Origin of the sequence: Flavobacterium sp. N1719 (assembly GCF_025947045.1) — a bacterium.
In the GTDB taxonomy this organism is placed as follows: Bacteria; Bacteroidota; Bacteroidia; order Flavobacteriales; family Flavobacteriaceae; genus Flavobacterium; species Flavobacterium stagni.
The window spans coordinates 2717837-2738148 of record NZ_CP109993.1 but is presented as its reverse complement, the minus strand read 5'-3'; the positions used below and the strand labels follow the sequence as shown (position 1 = coordinate 2738148).

Sequence of the window (20312 nt, the reverse complement as noted above, 5' to 3'; positions counted from 1 at the left end):
CTAACTAAAAATTAACCCTAACTAATTATTTTGTTGGCTTTCCATCAATCGGATAAATTCATAGCGATAGCCTTCTTTATCGGTTCCAATAGCATTATTGGCTAAGTCTAAAATATCGGCAACGGTGTTGTTTTGAATCAATTTTGAATCTCTCAAATACAATCCAAACCAAGCTACTGCAGTGGCAAAACGGAAGTCAGTAGATGAATTATATAAGTTGCCCGGATTGTTTTGAATCACCCTCGTCATTTCAATACTTTTCTCTTCTTCTGGTTTTTTATAGCGAAATTTTATTGTAGCCAATTCCTGATGCAATTGGGTATCTACTTCGACTTTTGAAGCATATTTCAACGGATCTGCTGCGGTGTAAAAGCTTGAGCTTATTCCAGTAGGGATGATTTCGTAAAAAGCAGTTACCGTGTGTCCACTGCCCAATTCACCTGCATCAATCGCATCATTTTTAAAATCCTCTGGGCGTAATTTTCGGTTTTCATAGCCTATTAAACGGTAGGCTTGCACCAAGGCGGGATTGAATTCGATTTGAATTTTCACATCTTTAGCAATCGCAAACAGGGATCCTTTGAATTCTTTGACCAAAAATCGATTGGCTTCTTGAGCTGTATCGATATACGCATAATTACCATTCCCTTTGTCGGCCAACGTTTCCAAAGTAGTGTCTTTATAATTCCCCATACCGTAGCCCAAACAAGTGAGAAATACTCCCGTTTTGCGTTTTTCTTCAATCAACTGTCCCAAGTCACTGGTTGAATTATAGCCCACATTAAAATCGCCATCGGTTGCGATAATGACACGGTTATTGCCCCCTTTGATAAAATTCTCTTGCGCTACTTTATACGCCAATTCAATTCCGGCACCTCCCGCCGTACTTCCCCCAGCGGAAAGTTGGTCCAATGCCTCAATGATTTTATTTTTCTCTTTTCCCGATGTTGGAGGCAAAACCAATCCGGCAGCTCCTGCATAAACCACGATGGCAATTTTATCATCGGCTCGTAATTGCGATGTCAAAGCTTTCAACGATTGTTTGACTAATGGCAATTTATTGGCATCATTCATCGAACCCGAGACATCCACTAAGAATACCAAATTGGAGGCGGGTAGGGACTGACTTTCAATCGTTTTTCCTTGTAAAGCAATACGCAACAATTTGGAGTTGGTATTCCAGGGACATGCACTGTATTCGGTATGAATTGAAAAAGGATGTACGCCTGTGGGTTGGTTGTAATTGTATTTAAAAAAGTTAACCATTTCTTCCACACGAACGGCATCTTTGGGTACTTTTTGTCCGTTGTTTATCAACCTGCGAATATTGGTGTACGAAGCATTATCCACATCAATGGAAAAAGTGGAAAGTGGGTTGGCTACCGGACTCTCAAATACATTTTCTATTAAAGCGCCATAGGATTCATCAGGGTTGGAGTTGATACCTTTTTTATCTTTTACATCCCTATTCGAATCAGTGGATTGAATAGAAACACCCGCAAGTTGGCCTTGTAAAGTGGTCATCACATTGGCATTGGGACGGTTTTCAATGATTTTACTCGTTACAACCCTACAAGATGCAGCAACCGATTGTTTCTTAGATACCGTTCGATACCCGTGCACCACGACTTCTTTCAATACATTTGCCTCTTCTTTTAATACGATTACATAATGATTGGCTTTTCCAATAGTCACTTCGTTGGACGTATAACCTTGAAATGAAGCAACTAGGGTAGCTCCTTCACTGACTTGAAGACTGAATTTTCCATCCAAGTCGGTTTGGGTCCCAACGCGGGTACCTTTAATTTTAATATTCGCCATTGGCAATGAATTTTTGCCATCGGTTACTACTCCAGTGATCGTTTTTAATTGCCCAACCGCTACGAAATTAATAAGCATAGCAAGGGCTAATGAAAAATGTTTTACATGTTTCATGGCGTTCGATTTTTTAGTTAAACAATTGGGAAATACGGCTATTTCTTGGGGTTCGGTTTCCCGTCTTTAGTAGTAATAATTACAACGCCGTTTTCTCCTTTTTTACCATACGTATCGACAGCTTTATCGGCCTGCAGCACCGTTACACTCTCAATTTCTTGATTTTTGATTGGGGCATATGGACAAGAGGGATTGGGACCAAAAACTTCTTGCTCAGTATATTCTGTACCGTTAATGATATAGAGCGGATTTTTTAAATACACAATGGATTCTGCATCTTCCGCATTGTAATCGGCAACTGCTTTTCCATCGACTACAACCAAAGGATCGTCTTTTTTGGATTTACCTTGAATAACAAATTTGGAATCCTGTTCTTTCAAACTGGCTACAAATTTCCGATCGTCTTTATATCCAAAATCAACACTACTCGCACTATTATAATACCCTTGATTGGCCAACGATTTTGCATTTTGAATTTCCAATTTCGGCGTAGTAGGTAGTTGAATAGTTTCATTAGAAACAGTGGGCGCACTCATTGCAGCAGCTGGTGATGCGCTTAAGGCCACAGATTCTGGATGACGCAATTGTTGATCTAAAACATTGTCTTTATCATTTGCAATGATTGAATTTTTATTATCTGACTCCCTTGTAGATTCAACATCCTGTTTTTCTTGATGCACTACCGTTTCATTTTCTGGCTGTAATGGTTGATTAGAAACCGGTTGTAATGATTTCGAGGATTGATTGTAGGTCAGAATCCCCAAGGAAACCACCAAAAGGACCGATGCCGCCACCGCAATTTTCTTCCATGTTTTATTTTCCTTGGTAAGCGCTTTTTGATCGAGTTTTGATTCGACACGATCCCAAATCGATTCCTTTCCTGGAAAAGAATTGTCTTCTGGAGTATCAGCTAGTGATTTATATTGTTCGAAAAATTTATCGTTATTCTCCATGGTTATTTTGCCTGTTGATAATAATGTAGGTTAACCAATTCCTTTAATTTGGATTTGGCGAAATTCAGTTGTGATTTTGAGGTTCCTTCGGATATTTTCAGCATTTCGGCAATTTCTTTGTGCCCGTAGCCTTCAATAACAAAAAGGTTAAAAATGGTCCGACTCCCTTCTGGCAGTAGTGCTAATAGTTTTAGCAAATCTTCTTCCAATAAAGCCTGTTCTTGTAAGGCTTCCACAGCAGGATGCTGAACACTATCTTCCAAGTATAAATTAAAATTAACGTTGCGTTTGAGTTGGTGCAAACATTCATTAACGGTTATGCGTTTGGCCCAACCTTCAAAAGCTTTATTTTCTTTTAACTGCTCTATTTTGGTGAAAATGATGTAAAAGGCATCGGCCAATACTTCTTCAATTTCCTCCTCTTTTTTGAGATAGCGTTTGCAAAGTCGATATAAGCGAGGCCCCAACAAATCATAGACTTGACGCTGGGCATCACGATGCATCTTTTTGCAACCTATTATTAATTTTTCTTCAATCACAAGGGTGTCTTTTTAAATAAAGAGGCAAATCCTTTTCAAAAGGTTGGAAACGATTTGATTTTTTTTCAAAAATATTTAAAATCAATCAGGTAGGCACAAAAAAAAACCTCCCGAAGGAGGTTTTTTTAATTAACCATCAATTTTTTAATTACTTTCTTTTTTTCTTTATTTATGATTTGAACAAGGTACATTCCAGTTGCTAACGAAGTATTAACATCGATGGGTGTTACACTTCCATTCGACAGTTCAACACTTGTAGTATATACTCGTTGACCTATGGAATTATAAAACTCCAATGAATACGTATCGCTTTCAGCACCATTTTGAATAGTTATGGTGTGATCAATCGGATTTTGATTGATAATAAATTGATTGGCAGTAAACGACTCATTTTCTAGCGCACTAAATTTCAATGTGGTCCAACTACGTGCCATACTGATTAAACCAATGCGTCCTGAAGGGGCGTTCGGACTCAATTGATTAATGATTAGATGATCAAAATGGGATGTTGCATCATCACCAATGTTTGTGATTGCATTGGGAAGTGAAGGTTCAGTATTGTTAATGTTTGGATTGGTATACATCAATAATAAGTCATCTGATGCACCACTCATAAATCCATATTTAAGAACGATAAGCTGGTTTGTGTTAAAATTATAATTGGTAGAGGACCAAACAATATTTCCTGCATTCTTTGAAATGCCTACATTATATTGTGTCGAAGATAGTTTTTTGACATATATTTTCATGGCAACAGTCTGCAAATTTCCACCACATAGCCGCATAAACTCATAATTGGTAGATGAACAATCGGTTAAGCGCAAGACGAATCCTAAATAAACATAGCCTGTTGACTGACTAGTAAATGGCATGCCGCAGCCATCACCGTTTGGAGTTAATACAACAGAACGGTTAGCTGTACCCCAATTTAAATAGCCAACCGTCTGTTGCACTACTGTTGAATTGGTACAACTGGTAGCTGTACACGATCCAAGTCCGTAAGTATCTTCTGAATTGGTCCAACCGCCTTGTCCTGATAAACTGACATTCGTGGTGTAGGTACCCATGTCCTCTCTAAAAATGTTCTGTGCTTGTACAAAATAAGCACAGCAAAAACTGATAAGTAAAGTAAATTTTCGCATAATTTTGATGATTTGGTACGACTAAATTACATCATGTCATAAATATAATCCTACAAATAATGTTGAAAATAGACGAATAACCCTACAAAATTGCATTTCGTCGAGTTTTAAATCCCTATATTGCTTAATTGTAAGAATAATATTACTTATTTTTAATTATATATTGCATTTGGTCGACTTTTTTACAAAGTGTTTTTTTAATATTCTATTTTTTCTCTTCCACAATCCAACGTACTTTTGCACTCATTACTGAGCAAAATGAGTTTACAAACGTTTACCAAAGAATTTAATTACAATATCCGACTAGCATTACCCGTAATCATGGGAATGGTGGGACATACGCTTATTGCCATTGTGGACAACATCATGGTGGGTCGTTTGGGAAGTACAGAATTAGCGGCCGTTTCTTTGGGTAATAGTTTGGTATTTATTGCCATGTCATTGGGTATCGGATTTTCTACTGCGCTTACGCCATTAATCGCTGAAGCAGATATTGAAAAAGATACCGATCATATTCGGTCGGTTTTTCATCATGGATTGGTATTGTGTACCGGAATTGGATGCACGCTTTTTGCATTGGTCGTTTTTTCACAACCGATTATGGAGCTTTTGGATCAACCCCGTGAAGTGATTGTCCTAGCTAAACCATTTCTTACGTGGGTCGCTTTTTCATTAGTTCCTTTAATTATTTATCAAGCGTACAAACAATTTGCGGACGGTTTATCCATGACCCAATACTCCATGTATGCCATCATTATGGCGAATGTTTTGCACGTCGGAATTAATTATGTACTCATTTATGGGTTTTGGATTTTTCCTAAATTAGGAATTCTTGGTGCCGCACTCGGGACCGTAATATCCCGTATTGCTATGGTGGTATTTATGCATTTCATTTTACTTCGTCAATCGCAATTGAAGGTTTATTTCCAAAAATTTTCACTGAAAAATTTAAAAAAAGAAATGTACTTGAAAATTGCCCAATTGGGAATTCCCTCGGCTTTGCAAATGCTCTTTGAAGTAGTACTCTTTACCGCTGCCATTTGGTTGTGCGGCAGTATCGGAAAAACAAGTCAGGCCGCCAATCAGATTGCTTTAAGTATGGCCTCTCTCACATTTATGTTCGCTATGGGGTTAAGCGTGGTTTCGATGATTCGTGTAGGCAATCAAAAAGGATTGCAGGATTATAAAGGGTTACTTTCCATCGCTCGATCCGTTTTTTTGCTTACGCTTTTGGTCGAAATGATCTTTGCTACTTTATTTGTCGTTTTTCACAATGTATTACCGCACTTATTCCTGAATTTAGAGAATGAAATGCAAATTCAAGATACGGTTGAAGTGATTAAAATTGCTTCCCAACTCTTATTGGTTGCCGCCGTTTTTCAAATTTCGGATGGGGTCCAAGTGGTGGTATTAGGTGCATTACGCGGATTGCAAGATGTGAAAATCCCCATGTACTTGACCTTTGTGGCCTATTGGGTTTTGGGGTTCCCGATTTCGTATTATTTAGGGAAATACACCGAACTCAAAGCGGTAGGGGTATGGATTGGTTTGTTGGCCGGTCTCACATTTGCAGCGCTTTTTTTGTATCTTCGCTTCGATTATTTAACCAAAAAACTGATTCGTGAAAACGAGTAAAAACGTCTTTACAACTCTTAATTCATAACTCATAATTTATAACTTTTCACCATGAATTTACCCAAATTTGTGCTCGCAGACAACTCCGAATTTCCAGATGATATTTTTGTAATTCACCTCGATTATCCCCGTTTTATCATTAATTTGACCAATGATGAGGTCGAAATTTTTGATGATGTTGATGATGAAGACGAAAGCGAATTGGAAGCTGAAATGGAAGATTTAATCCAACAAGCGGGCGAATTTTACGATCGCGAAATGGAAGAATTTGAATAGTATTATTTTTCTTTAAAATATTTTTTTAAAACAATAGAAGCGGCTGCAAAAGGGGATAACTCATGGTTTTGTACCGCTTTTTTGTTTTGTTCCAAAAGTGGAGCAATTTCCGGATGATGATAAAAACGCTGCATCAATTGTTCATTAATCGTTTCCATTAACCAGTACTGATTTTGTTCTTGTCTGCGCTGATCAAAATACTGATTGGATTGAACCAATGTCAAGTAATCGGAAATCAATTCCCAAATCGCATCAATCCCTGTTTTTTCAAATGCACTGCACGTTGTAACTTTTGGAGTCCAACCACTAGTTTTGGCCGGAAAAAGATGCAAAGCACGATTGAATTCGGTTTTGGCCAATTTCGCCTTCGCCACATTATCGCCATCGGCTTTATTAATCACTACTGCATCCGCCATTTCCATGATGCCGCGTTTGATGCCTTGTAATTCATCGCCAGCGCCCGCAATTTTTAACAATAAAAAGAAGTCGACCATACTGTGAACCGCAGTTTCGCTCTGACCCACACCCACCGTTTCGATAATGATTGTGTCAAATCCGGCCGCTTCACAAAGAATAATTGATTCCCTTGTTTTTCGGGCGACGCCACCCAAACTATCCCCTGAAGCACTGGGGCGGATGAATGCATTTTCATCTTTCACCAATTCCTCCATACGGGTTTTATCCCCCAAAATACTGCCGTGAGAAATGGAACTGCTGGGGTCAACTGCCAACACCGCCACCTTTTTACCTAATTGGGTTAAATACGTACCGAAAGCTTCAATAAACGTACTTTTTCCCACACCCGGCACACCTGTGATTCCGATGCGAACCGAACGATTAGCATGAGGCAAACAACCTTGGATTACTGTGTTGGCTTTGGTCAAATGGTCGGGGTTCGTACTTTCAATTAGAGTGATGGCCCGACTCAACGCCGTTTTATCATGAGCAAGAATTCCGGCTAACAGTTCGTCGGCACTGGGCTGCACCCGACGCTTTGCCATTGCCTTTTGTAAGGCGCTTTGGCTGATAAATTCCGGTTGGGGAATACCATCCACTTCCTGTAAAGCTGAAGTATGTTTCGACGATTTTGCCAAGGGGACTAACTTTTTCGTAAAGATACAAAAATCACTTTCGGGTTTGCAACGCGAATTTAGGATAGTTTTCACTACAATTCTATCCATTTTACCGTTACTTTGTCTTTCAAATGATTTGCAATTGGAAAATATTCTCCTCATTTTTATTTGCCTCGGTATTGGCATCGGATTACAGCGTGTACCCGCTTTTCCCAAAAACGGCTATATTGCTTTAAATCAGTATGTCATCTATGTTGCACTGCCAGCGATGACGCTGTTTTATATTCCTAAAATCGAACTCAATGCATCGTTATTGTATCCTGTTTTAGTGCCGTGGATTGGATTTTTGGTCGCTTTCCTTTTTTTCTATGGATTGGGAAAACTATTCCATTGGCCCAAAAAACTCATTGGCGCTTTGATTTTAACGGCAGGTTTAGGAAATACCTCTTTTGTCGGGTTTCCGTTGGTGAAAGCTTTTTTTGGCGAACCGGGTTTAAAAGCGGCGATTTTAGTTGACCAACCCGGAACTTTTGTGGTACTATCTACAGCGGGTGTTTTTACAGCCACTTTTTTTTCATCTGGGGCACCGAGTTTACGCAGTATTTTGCATAAAGTTGCCCTTTTCCCACCGTTCATCGCCTTTGTGATTGCCGTCGGATTATTAATTTTCCATGTTGATTTTCCGGATTCCTTTCAAGGCGTTTGCAAACAATTAGGGGCCACTGTTTCTGCTGTTGCATTATTGTCGGTGGGTTTGCAGTTGAAGTTGGGCGAACGCAGCAAACATCGGGGCTTTCTAACGCTGGGTTTGGTCTTTAAATTGGTATTGACACCGTTACTTTTTGTTTTTTTATACCGAATAGTGTTTCCGGGTACCGGTTTGCTCGTCGATGTTTCATTGCTAGAAGCGGCCATGCCTCCCATGATTTCTGGAGCTATTCTGGCTTCTAATTATGGACTCAAACCCAAATTGAGTAATTTGATGGTGGGAATTGGAATTCCAGTTTCGTTAATTACCGTTTATTTGTGGTATTTATTGCTGATTTAGTCCCCAAAAAGTACCTTTTTTACCAACAAAAATTTTATTTTTACACGAATAATTAGATTAAAAATGGCGCTATCATTAGAATTACTTTCCCGCTTAGAATCCATTGTGGGAAGTGCCTATATTTCGACCGATGTTGAGGTTTTAAAAGCCTATGGACATGATGAAACCGAAGATTATAGTTTTCCTCCCAATGTTGTTGTAAAACCGGCTAATGCCTTTGAGATTGCTGAAATTTTGAAAGCGGCCAATGATTATAAAATGCCCACCACACCCATTGGGGGCCGAACCGGTTTAAGCGGTGGTGCTTTGTGTATTTATGAAGGAATTGGATTGTCGACAGAACGTTTGAACCAGATTCTTGAAATCGACGAACAGAATTTACAAGTTACCGTTGAACCCGCCGTGATTACCCAAGTATTGCGTGAGGCTGTAGCTGAAAAAGGATTGTTCTATCCCGTAGATCCAAGCAGTATGGGCAGTTGTTTTATTGGCGGAAATATCGCTGAAAATTCTGGAGGCGCACGCGCTGTAAAATATGGCGTTACTAAAGATTATGTACTCAATTTGGAAGTGGTATTGCCTAACGGTGAAATCATTTGGACGGGTGCCAATACACTGAAAAACTCTACAGGTTACAACCTAACCCAATTAATGGTAGGAAGCGAAGGAACCTTGGGTGTGATTACCAAAATCGTTTTGAAATTATTGCCCAAAAACAGTCATAATGTACTCATGTTGGTGCCGTTTTTCAAAGCGGAAGAGGCCTGTGAAGCAGTTTCGGCAATTTTTAGAGCAGGGATTGTTCCGAGTGCTTTGGAATTTATGGAGCGCGATGCGATTGATTGGACCCTTCAGTTTGTTGAAGGCATCAATGTTCAAGTTCCCGAAAAAGTACAAGCGCATTTGTTGATTGAAGTTGACGGGAATTATCCCGAAATTCTCATGTTGGAAGCTGAAAAAATTCTGAGTGTAGTTGAACATTTTGAAATCGATGAAGTCCTTTTTGCAGATACCGAAGACCAAAAAAATGCGTTATGGAAAATGCGTCGTTCCGTAGCTGAAGCCGTCAAAGCCAATTCGGTGTATAAAGAAGAAGATACGGTTGTGCCCCGTTATATGTTGCCCGAACTTTTAACCGGAATCAAAAAAATTGGTGCCAAATACGGTTTTCAATCGGTTTGTTATGGACACGCTGGTGATGGTAATTTACATGTTAATATCATCAAAGGTGATTTGACGGATGAACAGTGGCAAATCGAGGTTCCAAAAGGTATTCGTGAGATTTTCGAATTAACCGTTCAGTTAAAAGGAACCCTTTCGGGCGAACATGGAATCGGATTTGTACAAAAGAATTTCATGGATATTGCGTTTTCCAAAACTCACCTTGAATTGATGGAGCGCATCAAGCATGTTTTTGATCCAAATAATATTTTAAATCCAGGGAAAATTTTTCCTGACAACTTATAAAATGGTCTCAAGACCTTTGCAATTATGATTTCAGAAGCGCAATTTGAAAATGAATTACAATTAATTATAGCCAATGCCATCCGCGAAGATGTTGGAGACGGCGATCACAGTTCGCTGGCCTGTATACCCGCTGATGCACAAGGTAAAGCTAAACTTTTGGTGAAAGATAAAGGCATCATTGCAGGAGTAGCCTTTGCCCAAAAAGTATTTCATTATGTCGATCCCGAAATGACCGTGGAGGTTTTTATTGAAGACGGTGCGCGGGTGAAGCATGGGGATATCGTTTTTCATGTTACAGGTCGGTCGCAATCCATTTTGAAAGCGGAACGTTTGGTATTGAATTCGATGCAACGAATGAGTGCTGTCGCTACCAAAACACGTCATTATGTGGATTTATTGGAAGGAACAAACACTAAGATTCTCGATACACGAAAAACAACGCCCGGCTTTCGCGCTTGTGAGAAATGGGCGGTGAAAATTGGAGGCGGCGAGAACCACCGTTTTGCGTTGTACGATATGATCATGTTGAAAGATAATCACAATGATTTTGCAGGCGGAATAACTGCAGCGATCCAAAAAACACAAGTCTATTTGCAAGAAACCGGCCGTGATTTAAAAATTATCGTCGAGGCACGAAATCTTGCAGAAATTGAAGAAATTCTTCAATCAGAAGGAATTCACCGTATTTTGATTGATAATTTCAATTTTGAAGACACTAAAAAAGCCGTGGCTTTGATTGGAACAAAATGCCAAACCGAATCATCCGGAAATATTAATGAAACGACCATTCGTCACTATGCGGAATGTGGGGTGAATTATATTTCTTCGGGCGCATTAACGCATTCTGTATATAACATGGATTTAAGTTTGAAAGCGATTTAAATGCAAGAAAGTATCGAACAAAAAATAAAGAAACTTCCCGGCATACGCCATCTCATCGCCTTGACTGATCGTATCAAGTTGCCTTGGTTACACGGTTTATCGCTGTATGAATTGGTGGATTTGTATGTGACTGGAATTGCAGAAAATGCCTTGTCTAATCGGGCGGCTTCAATTGCGTTCAGCTTTTTTATGGCTTTGTTCCCATTTGCACTTTTTATTTTAAATTTAATACCCTACATCCCCATCGAAGGTTTTCAAGATGATTTCATGGGATTTGTCCAACAAAGTGTGCCGCCCACAACATTTGATGCCATTTCAAAAATTGTCAATGATATTCTCCATAATTCCCATTCAGGTTTGATCTCGACGGGATTTTTTATGGCAGTTTTATTGATGACCAATGGGGTAAATGCAATACTCACCGGATTTGAAACCTCGCATCATGTGAGTGAAAAGCGAAAGTTTGTTCGTCAATACCTAGTTGCTTTGGGTATTTCAATTTTGCTTTCGATGATATTGATCGTCACGGTTGCGGCCATTGTGGTTTTTGAGGTTTTTATTCAAAAAATCAAAATTCAAGATGTACTCTCAGAAGACATTCCACTCATTCAAATGGGACGGTATGCGTTTGTTATCTTGATGATTTTAATGGCGACGTCGATTTTATTTAAATTCGGAATTAAACGCGATAAACGACGTTCGTTTATATCTATTGGTTCTGTTTTTACAACCTTATTAATTATTATTTCCTCGTATTTTTTCGGGATTTGGGTAGTGCGTTTTTCAAAATACAACGAACTCTATGGTTCGATAGGAACGCTGTTGGTTGTTATGTTTTACATTTGGATTAACAGCGCCATTTTGCTTTTAGGATTTGAATTGAATGGTACGATAAATACGCTCAAACGTCGCGAGGAGCAACGAAAATTGAAAGAAGAACAACAAGCCCAATCCTTATAATTTACCGTGTATTTTACAGAAGTTATTTTACCGTTGGCTTTGCCCCGAACCTTTACTTATCAGGTTACGGAGGAGGAATTTCATTTCCTGCAACCTGGAATGCGTGTGGTGGTGCCGTTTGGTAAAAGTAAAATGTATACGGCTTTGGTTTTGGATTTACATCAAAATCCACCTCAATTATATGAGGCCAAAGAAATTCATCAAATCTTGGATGATCAGCCTATTGTAAATGCTTTTCAACTCAAACATTGGCAGTGGATAGCCGACTATTATATGTGTTCATTGGGCGATGTCTATCGGGGTGCCCTGCCTTCCGCTTTTTTGTTGGAAAGTGAAACCATTTTAAATTTTAAAAAAGATACGGCTGTTGATACCTCCGAATTATCGGATGATGAATACTTGATTTATGAAGCCTTACAGCACCAAAGTTCGATAAAACTTCAAGAAGCTGCCGCCATTCTTAATAAAAAAAGAGTATTTCCGATTATTCAAAAGTTACTGCAAAAAGAAGTGCTGCATTTACACGAAGAAGTGCAGGAAATCTACAAGCCCAAGTTGGTTAAATACATACGATTAGCCGAGGAATATACCCAACAAGAGCAGTTAGTAGGGTTACTCGAACTGTTGAAAAGCAGCAAACAAAAGGATGCGGTGTTGATGTATTTTCAATTGCAGGCCCGAGATCGCAAGCCTATTTCGGTGAAGAGTTTAAAAGAAGCCTCAGGAGTTACGGATGCGGTTTTGAAGGCTTTGGTCGATAAAGCCATTTTTGAAACCTATTTGATTCAAGAAGATCGGGTGAATTTTGAATCCCAATTTGAAGAATATGAAATTGCCTTAAGTGAGACCCAGGAAGCCGCATTTACTACAATAAACCATGATTTTTCGAGTAAAGATGTCGTGTTATTGCACGGAATCACAGGTTCGGGGAAAACAGAAATTTATATTAAACTAATTGAAGATACAATTGCTAAAGGGAAGCAAGTTTTGTATTTGTTACCAGAAATTGCGTTAACTACCCAACTGGTGAGTCGATTGACAAAATATTTCGGCAATAAGGTTAGTGTTTTTCATTCCAAATATTCGAATAATGAAAGAGTAGAAGTTTGGCATCGGGTGTTGAAGCAATCTGAGGGAGCGCAAATTGTGATTGGTGCACGTTCAGCACTTTTTTTACCCTTTTCCAATTTAGGGTTGATTTTAGTTGACGAAGAACACGAACAAACCTTTAAGCAACACGATCCAGCACCGCGCTACCATGCCCGTGATGCCGCCATTGTGTTAGCGCATGCGCATCAAGCGAAAACGCTTTTGGGTTCGGCGACACCCAGTTTAGAAACCTATTTCAATGCCAAAAACGGGAAATATGGATTGGTTACTTTATCTGAACGATTTGGGAAAACGCCCTTGCCTACGGTTGAATTGGTGGATTTAAAAGAAGCGTATTTTAAAAAACGAATGAAAGGTCATTTCAGTTTGCATTTAATTGATGCCATATCTGAAGCCTTGGCCTTAAACGAACAGGTCATTTTATTTCAAAACCGCCGCGGCTTTGCCCCCGTAATGGAATGTATGACGTGCGGCCATATTCCCCAATGCACGAATTGTAATGTGAGTTTGACCTACCATAAATTCAAAAGTCAATTACGCTGTCATTATTGCGGCTATTCGATTGCGAAACCCAACAGTTGCCATGCCTGTTCGAGTACCAATTTATCCACCAAAGGTTTTGGAACCGAACAAATTGAATTGGAATTGGCCAGTTTATTTCCAGAGCGCAACATCAAGCGCATGGATCAGGATACCACGCGAGGGAAATACAGTTTTGAAAAATTGATCGACAGTTTTAAAAATCGAGAGATTGATATTTTGGTGGGTACCCAAATGTTGGCCAAAGGGTTGGATTTTGATAATGTTTCCTTGGTTGGAATTTTGAATGCCGATACCATGTTGTATCATCCTGATTTTAGAGCATTCGAACGCAGTTTCCAAATGATGACCCAAGTAGCGGGTAGAGCAGGACGGTCGGAGAAACAAGGAAAGGTGATTATACAAACGTACAATCCGATGCACAACACGATTCAGCAAGTTACGCACAATAGTTATACAGAAATGTTTAAGGAACAACTGTATGACCGACAGATTTACAAATATCCGCCGTATTTTCGATTGATACGTTTGACGTTAAAACACCGTGACTTTGGCAAATTAAAAGAAGGAAGCCTGTGGTTGTATCAAGTTTTGAAGCAACAAATCGCGAGTCCGGTACTCGGTCCAGAAGAGCCTGCGATTAATAAAATTCGCAACGAGTACATCCGCACAATTTTGATTAAAATTCCGGCACAACAGCCTTTGGCGGGCACAAAAAAAACTATCCAAAAAGTCTTGGATAGTTTTGATTCGGTTGCCCAATACCGTTCGGTAAAGGTTACAGTTAATGTTGATTTTTACTAAGCAATAGCCAAAGCTTTAATCAAATCGTCTTTCTTGTTACGACTTAACGGAATTTTAGTCACGCCAATTTCAGCATATTTACTGTTAAAGCGTTCTACTTTGTCTATATTAATAATATACGACTTGTGTACGCGAATGAATTTTTCTTTTGATAAATCTTTTTCAAAAGACTTCATTGTGGAAAGTACCAAGTTCGTGTCTTCTTCAGTTACCACTTTTACATAATCACCATAGGCCTCAATCCACTTGATTTTGTTCGTGTAAACCTTCAGTTTTTTGAGATTACTCTTAATAAAGATGTGTTCTCCTTCTTCTTCGTGGTTTTCACGGCGTAACATGTGTTGTTCCAGGGCACGTTTAACAGAAGCGTTAAAGCGCTCTAATACAATAGGCTTTTGTAGGTAATCTGTAGCGTCGTAATCGAAAGCTTTCAGCGCATACTCTGCTTTAGAAGTAATGAAAATTACCTGTGGCTTAACTTTTAAGCCGTCGATAAAATCAAAACCGCTGATAACAGGCATCTCAACATCCAGGAAGATCAAGTCCACTGTATGAACCGTCATACAGTTTTTTGCTTCGATAGCGTTAGAAAAATCTCCAACTAAGTGTAAATTTGGATGATTATTTACTAACTTTGCAATGACCATTCTTTGTAATGAACTGTCGTCAACAACTACACAATTTAACTTCATAATTTAGTGTTATTATAGATTTGGTAGTGCTAAAGTATAAGGTTAAAATCAAAAAACCTAATTTTTATCGGCTTTTTTTGCACTTAAGCGAATATTTTTACTTTTTGCTTGTTTATTAAATTTATTTCCTTACTTTTGCGCCCAATTTGAATTTTTTAATCATTTGTATTATGAAACATTATGAAACTGTTTTCATTTTAAATCCCGTTTTATCTGAAGTTCAGGTAAAGGAAACAGTAAGCAAGTTCGAGGATTTTCTTACTTCTAAGGGTTCTAAAATGGTATCAAAAGAGGATTGGGGCTTAAAAAAATTAGCTTACGAAATCCAACACAAGAAAAGTGGTTTTTACCATTTATTCGAATTCCAAGCTTCTCCAGAAGTATTGATTCAATTTGAAACTGAATTCCGTCGTGACGAGCGAGTGATGCGTTTCTTAACTGTAGCACTTGACAAGCATGCGGTATCTTGGGCAGAAAGAAGAAGAGAAAAATTAAAATCTAAAGCGTAAGGAATCATGTCGAACATCGAACAATCAGCAAAAGGAAAGAAAGACGGAGATATCAGATATCTTACGCCTTTAAACATTGAAACTAACAAAACGAAAAAGTATTGTCGTTTCAAAAAATCAGGTATCAAATACGTTGATTATAAAGATCCAGACTTCTTATTAAAGTTTGTGAACGAGCAAGGTAAAATTTTACCACGTCGTTTAACTGGAACTTCTTTGAAATACCAAAGAAAAGTTTCTGTAGCTATCAAAAGAGCACGTCATTTAGCATTAATGCCATACGTAGCTGATTTATTAAAATAATAAGGAGAAAAGATTATGGAAATTATTTTAAAACAAGACGTTCAGAATTTAGGTTTTAAAGATGATATCGTAAGCGTTAAACCAGGTTACGGTCGCAACTTCCTAATTCCTCAAGGTTTTGCTACTTTAGCAACGCCTTCAGCTAAAAAAGTTTTGGCTGAGAACTTAAAACAAAAAGCGCACAAAGAAGCTAAAATAGTAGCGGATGCTCAAGCTTTAGCTGAATCTTTAAAAGCGTTAGAAATTAAAATTTCTGCAAAAGCAGGTGGTGATAAATTGTTTGGTTCTGTAACCAATATCGATATCGCTGAAGCTTTAGAGAAAGCAGGTCATTCAATTGATCGTAAGTTCATCACTAGTGGAACTGTAAAACGTACTGGTAAATATACTGCTACCGTTCGTTTACACCGTTCAGTTATTGTTGAATTGGCTTACGAAATTGTAGCAGAACAATAATCGAATATTTTATATTATAAAATCCCGTCCTTTTAAGGTCGGGATTTTTTTTGACTACCATTTATGAAATACAAACGTTTAACCAAGGAACAATTCGAAGCCTTGCATCAAGAATTTGCTAATTTTTTAGCTTCCCAATCCATTGATAAAAGCGAATGGGACACACTAAAATCAGAAAAGCCTGAGGTGGCCGAACAAGAACTCGATGTGTTCTCGGATCTTATTTGGGAAGGCGTCTTGACCAATGCCAAATTCTTGGAGCATTTTTCACCACAACATATCTTTTTATTTCATTGCCAAGAAGCTTTTATGCAATCCATCATCATTAAATCCAACAACCCTTCTGTTGATTTGATGACCAAAGACGGATTGCGTTGGTTGTCGGAACATATTTTCACCCCAGAAGTAGACGTGCATACCGGTCGAAAAAACTACACTGAGGAGCGCAATACCGCTTTATTTGATTTAATTACACAAGGCGCTATTTTGAGCGATGGGCAGTTGTACATTCAAATGAATGAAATCTTAAATCAAGCCGAATAGAATTCCCAAATATTGGTTATTTTAGTGCCATAAATATAATTACTTATGGAGCTCCCAAAACGTATTCTGGAATTGCGTGAACTGTTGCATCAACATAATTATAACTATTATGTATTGGACAATCCAACCATTTCCGATTATGATTTTGACCAATTGTTGAAGGAATTGCAATCTTTGGAAATTCAGTATCCTGAGTTTGCTGATCCCAATTCGCCTACCCAACGTGTTGGCGGAATGATCACCAAAAATTTTGAAACGGTAGTACACGAATACCGCATGTATTCATTGGATAATTCCTATTCTCGTGACGATCTTTTGGATTGGGAAAATCGTATTCAAAAAATGTTGGGTGATGTTCCTGTGCAATATACCTGCGAATTAAAATACGACGGCGCTTCCATCAGTATTACCTATGAAAACGGAAAACTGCTTCGGGCCGTAACGCGCGGCGATGGCTTTCAAGGCGATGATGTGACCCAAAATATCAAAACGATTAAGTCGGTTCCCTTACAGTTAAAAGGGAATTTTCCACCCAAGTTTGCTATTCGTGGCGAAATTATTTTGCCAATCGATGGCTTTGAAAAAATGAATCAGGAGTTGATCGATATTGGGGAAACACCGTATTCCAATCCTAGAAATACCGCTTCGGGCAGTTTGAAGTTGCAAGACAGTAGCGAAGTGGCTCGACGACCATTAGATTGTCTTTTATATTCAATTACTGGAAATAATCTTCCCTTTCCTACCCAATTTGACGGATTGCAAGCTGCACGTGACTGGGGTTTCAAAGTTCCCAATCAGTCGAAGTTGGCGCAAAACATGCACGAAGTTTTCGAGTTTATCGATTATTGGGATGTACACCGCCATGATTTGCCGTATGAAACCGACGGTGTTGTAATTAAAGTCAATGATTTTCATCAACAACAGGAATTAGGATATACCGCCAAAGCGCCGCGATGGGCTATTGCCTATAAGTTTAAGGCGGAGCAAGTCACAACCACACTCAATTCGATAACTTATCAAGTGGGTCGAACCGGTGCGATTACGCCGGTGGCCAATCTCGAACCCGTGCAATTGGCGGGAACCATTGTAAAAAGAGCCTCATTGCACAACGCCGATCAAATTGAAAAGTTGGATTTGCGTATCGGTGATTCTGTTTATGTGGAAAAAGGCGGAGAAATTATCCCCAAAGTAATTGGCGTGGCACAACGCGGACCTGCTTTGGAGCCGGTTGTTTATATTACGCATTGTCCTGAATGTCAAACGGAGTTGATTCGGAAAGAAGGTGAAGCCCAGCATTATTGCCCGAATTATTACGGTTGTCCACCGCAAATTATAGGACGAATCGAGCATTATATTTCGCGTAAAGCTATGGATATTGAAGGGTTAGGCGGAGAGACGGTAGCTTTGCTGTATCATAACGGTTTGGTTCATGATTATTCTGATTTGTATGAATTGATCGTGGATCAAGTAATTCAATTGGATCGCATGGCGCAAAAGAGTTCGGAGAACCTGGTCAACGGTATCGAAAAATCCAAAGAAGTTCCTTTTGAACGGGTTCTATTTGCGTTAGGTATTCGCTATGTTGGGGAAACCGTAGCCAAGAAATTAGCCCGCCATTATAAATCGATTGAGGCTTTACAGGCTGCTTCTCTAATGGATTTGATTTTAGTGGATGAAATCGGAGAGCGGATTGCGCAAAGTGTGCTTGAGTTTTTTGAAAATGAAAATAACCAACGCATCATTACTCGCTTGAAGGCATTCGGAATTCAATTTGAAGTAGTAGAAAAGTTCAATCCCAATGCTACTAACAAGTTGCAAGGAAAGACGTTTGTAGTTTCAGGTGTTTTTGAAAAGTTCAATCGGGATGATTTAAAAATTTCAATTGAAGAGAACGGCGGGAAAGTAGGAAGTTCGATTTCGGCAAAAACCGACTATGTGATAGCGGGGGCTAATATGGGGCCTGCAAAATTAGAAAAAGCGACTAAGTTAGGTGTGCCTATAATAACTGAAGATGATTATATCCAACTCTTGAATGAAAATAACTAAGATTGCATTACTTCTTTTCTTTCTGTTTTCAATTGCAGCAACAGTTGCCAATTTTATGCATTGGGACGGATTGAAGTTATTTTCCTTTCCTTTAATTATTCCTTCGATTATTTTTTATTACTTGGGACATGTAAAAAAGGTTAGTCTTTTACTTGCATTTTTTTTGTTTTTCTGTTTTGTTGGTGATGCTGTTTCATTGATGGATTTTGATCAAGAACTTATTTATTTATTGGGGCCTTTTTTTATGGCTAATATTTTGATTTCGATAATGGCCTGGAAAGTCAGGGAACGGTTTCGATGGGATGTTTTTAATGTATTTTCATTAGCAATTATTGTAGCCTTCCTGTTGTATTTATGGAAAATGGTTGTCAGTTTTTTTGAAAATGATAAATCGAATATGCCAATTTATGTTGGGGTTTTTGGTGTAACATTGGTTGTAATGAATCTGCTTTCTTCTTTCAATATTATTTGGCGCATGCGAATGTCAAATTTGTACTTATTGTTAGCTACAATTACCATATTGGTTTCACAAGTATTTTATGTGATGTACAACTATGAGTTTAAACTTGTCGTGCTCGATATAATTCATTTTATTTGTCAAAATCTATCCTATTTATTTATAGTGTTGTTTGTGATTCATATCCCTGATGATAAAATAAGAATAGGTAAATTATGATTCGCTTTTATTCCGACAAAAAATCACTATTCGTTTTTCTGTATTTTCTAATTTCCATCCTTGAAATTAGTGCGGAATATTTTGAAAATAGTACCGTAATTTGGCTGACAAAGCCATTGATTTTACCCATTTTATTATTGTATTACCTTCAACGCACTTCTAATAGGGCTCTTTTTTACACATTGGCTTTAGGGGTGAATTGGTTGGCCAATATTGCATTTATCCTCAAATCAGAATGGACAACATTTTGCGCCTTACTTTTATTCGTTTTGCACCGTGTATTTGTCCTACTTCAAGTTGCCAAATTTGAGCGAAAACGAGGCAACGGTTTACTGCCAGTTTTGTTTGGTTCGGCTCCTTTTATGATTTTATTTCTCAGTGTAATTAATCTTTCTTTTGAGGCAATAGTGGTCCCCGATTTGTACATTCTTTTACTGCAAAGTATATTGATGTCCATTTTTGGGGGTTTCTCTTTTGCTTCCTTTTATATTGTGGGCGATAAGGCTAGTAAAATGCTTTTCATGAGTTCACTTTATTTTGCTTTAAACCTTTTTGTATTGGGGGTTAAAATGTATTATTTAGATGTACACATTATGAAGCCATTATCCATGTTATTGTTTGTTTTTGCTCATTTCTTCTTGGTGAAATACGTTCTTCTTATGGAGGAAGAATTTAAAAAATAAGAGTCTAATTAAGAAGTTGTATCAAAAAGTGTTAATTTTA

Annotated in this window: 20 protein-coding genes; 14 read left to right on the top strand and 6 right to left on the bottom strand. The window is 38.4% G+C overall.

Annotation, left to right across the window (positions count from 1 at the left end):
• Window positions 1-21: 21 nt before the first annotated feature.
• The 4 genes from OLM45_RS11695 to OLM45_RS11680 form a co-directional block, all read right to left on the bottom strand.
• The gene (locus OLM45_RS11695) at window positions 22-1935 is read right to left on the bottom strand and encodes a vWA domain-containing protein (protein ID WP_264510360.1); all 1914 of its coding nucleotides are present in this window, start codon (window positions 1933-1935) and stop codon (window positions 22-24) included.
• 38 nt (window positions 1936-1973) lie between these two features.
• Window positions 1974-2888 carry a hypothetical protein gene (locus OLM45_RS11690; RefSeq protein WP_264510358.1) on the bottom strand — a complete coding sequence of 305 codons (915 nt, stop codon included), beginning with the start codon at window positions 2886-2888 and terminating at the stop codon, window positions 1974-1976.
• A gap of 2 nt (window positions 2889-2890) precedes the next feature.
• Window positions 2891-3391, bottom strand: coding sequence for an RNA polymerase sigma factor (locus OLM45_RS11685; protein ID WP_264510356.1), 501 nt, complete (start codon window positions 3389-3391; stop codon window positions 2891-2893).
• Window positions 3392-3552: 161 nt separating this feature from the next.
• Window positions 3553-4569, bottom strand: coding sequence for a T9SS type A sorting domain-containing protein (locus OLM45_RS11680; protein WP_264510354.1), 1017 nt, complete (start codon window positions 4567-4569; stop codon window positions 3553-3555).
• A 258-nt stretch (window positions 4570-4827) separates the two neighbouring features.
• Here OLM45_RS11680 and OLM45_RS11675 point away from each other — a divergent pair, with 258 nt between their 5' ends.
• Window positions 4828-6204 carry an MATE family efflux transporter gene (locus OLM45_RS11675; RefSeq protein WP_264510352.1) on the top strand — a complete coding sequence of 459 codons (1377 nt, stop codon included), beginning with the start codon at window positions 4828-4830 and terminating at the stop codon, window positions 6202-6204.
• 51 nt (window positions 6205-6255) lie between these two features.
• Complete coding sequence (locus OLM45_RS11670) at window positions 6256-6480, top strand: hypothetical protein (protein WP_129462349.1); 225 nt, start codon at window positions 6256-6258, stop codon at window positions 6478-6480.
• Window positions 6481-6482: 2 nt separating this feature from the next.
• Here OLM45_RS11670 and meaB read toward each other — a convergent pair whose 3' ends face one another.
• On the bottom strand, window positions 6483-7574 hold the full coding sequence (gene meaB, locus OLM45_RS11665) for a methylmalonyl Co-A mutase-associated GTPase MeaB (protein WP_264510350.1): 1092 nt from the start codon (window positions 7572-7574) through the stop codon (window positions 6483-6485).
• Between the two features lie 121 nt (window positions 7575-7695).
• Here meaB and OLM45_RS11660 point away from each other — a divergent pair, with 121 nt between their 5' ends.
• The 5 genes from OLM45_RS11660 to priA all read left to right on the top strand — a co-directional run bounded on the left by OLM45_RS11660 (window position 7696) and on the right by priA (window position 14364).
• Window positions 7696-8601: an AEC family transporter gene (locus OLM45_RS11660; protein ID WP_264510348.1), complete on the top strand. Its 906-nt coding sequence runs from the start codon at window positions 7696-7698 to the stop codon at window positions 8599-8601.
• A gap of 63 nt (window positions 8602-8664) precedes the next feature.
• Entirely contained in the window at window positions 8665-10068 is a 1404-nt protein-coding gene (locus OLM45_RS11655) for an FAD-binding oxidoreductase (RefSeq protein ID WP_129462352.1), read from the top strand.
• A gap of 24 nt (window positions 10069-10092) precedes the next feature.
• Window positions 10093-10950, top strand: a complete 858-nt coding sequence (gene nadC / locus OLM45_RS11650; RefSeq protein WP_264510346.1) for a carboxylating nicotinate-nucleotide diphosphorylase — start codon at window positions 10093-10095, stop codon at window positions 10948-10950.
• Window positions 10951-11910: a YihY/virulence factor BrkB family protein gene (locus OLM45_RS11645; protein ID WP_264510344.1), complete on the top strand. Its 960-nt coding sequence runs from the start codon at window positions 10951-10953 to the stop codon at window positions 11908-11910.
• A gap of 6 nt (window positions 11911-11916) precedes the next feature.
• Complete coding sequence (gene priA / locus OLM45_RS11640) at window positions 11917-14364, top strand: primosomal protein N' (protein WP_264510342.1); 2448 nt, start codon at window positions 11917-11919, stop codon at window positions 14362-14364.
• On the opposite strand, the gene OLM45_RS11635 is transcribed toward priA, so the two are convergent.
• On the bottom strand, window positions 14361-15056 hold the full coding sequence (locus tag OLM45_RS11635; protein WP_129462356.1) for a LytR/AlgR family response regulator transcription factor: 696 nt from the start codon (window positions 15054-15056) through the stop codon (window positions 14361-14363). The genes priA and OLM45_RS11635 overlap by 4 nt on opposite strands.
• A 170-nt stretch (window positions 15057-15226) precedes the next feature.
• On the opposite strand from OLM45_RS11635, the gene rpsF reads away from it, so the two are divergent.
• The 7 genes from rpsF (at window position 15227) to OLM45_RS11600 (ending at window position 20272) form a co-directional block, all read left to right on the top strand.
• Window positions 15227-15565, top strand: a complete 339-nt coding sequence (rpsF, locus tag OLM45_RS11630) for a 30S ribosomal protein S6 (protein ID WP_129462357.1) — start codon at window positions 15227-15229, stop codon at window positions 15563-15565.
• A 6-nt stretch (window positions 15566-15571) separates the two neighbouring features.
• The gene (gene rpsR / locus OLM45_RS11625; RefSeq protein WP_129462358.1) at window positions 15572-15868 is read left to right on the top strand and encodes a 30S ribosomal protein S18; all 297 of its coding nucleotides are present in this window, start codon (window positions 15572-15574) and stop codon (window positions 15866-15868) included.
• A gap of 15 nt (window positions 15869-15883) precedes the next feature.
• Window positions 15884-16324 (top strand): 50S ribosomal protein L9, encoded by a 441-nt coding sequence (gene rplI / locus OLM45_RS11620; RefSeq protein WP_264510340.1) that lies wholly within the window; start codon window positions 15884-15886, stop codon window positions 16322-16324.
• 63 nt (window positions 16325-16387) lie between these two features.
• Window positions 16388-16867: a DUF6495 family protein gene (locus OLM45_RS11615; RefSeq protein ID WP_264510338.1), complete on the top strand. Its 480-nt coding sequence runs from the start codon at window positions 16388-16390 to the stop codon at window positions 16865-16867.
• Window positions 16868-16912: 45 nt separating this feature from the next.
• Entirely contained in the window at window positions 16913-18913 is a 2001-nt protein-coding gene (ligA, locus tag OLM45_RS11610) for an NAD-dependent DNA ligase LigA (RefSeq protein WP_264510336.1), read from the top strand.
• A complete protein-coding gene (locus OLM45_RS11605) occupies window positions 18900-19589 on the top strand; it encodes a hypothetical protein (protein ID WP_264510335.1) in 690 nt (229 codons plus the stop codon). The genes ligA and OLM45_RS11605 overlap by 14 nt, the downstream gene beginning before the upstream one ends.
• Entirely contained in the window at window positions 19586-20272 is a 687-nt protein-coding gene (locus OLM45_RS11600) for a hypothetical protein (RefSeq protein WP_264510333.1), read from the top strand. Before OLM45_RS11605 ends, OLM45_RS11600 begins: the two co-directional genes overlap by 4 nt.
• Window positions 20273-20312 lie beyond the last annotated feature (40 nt).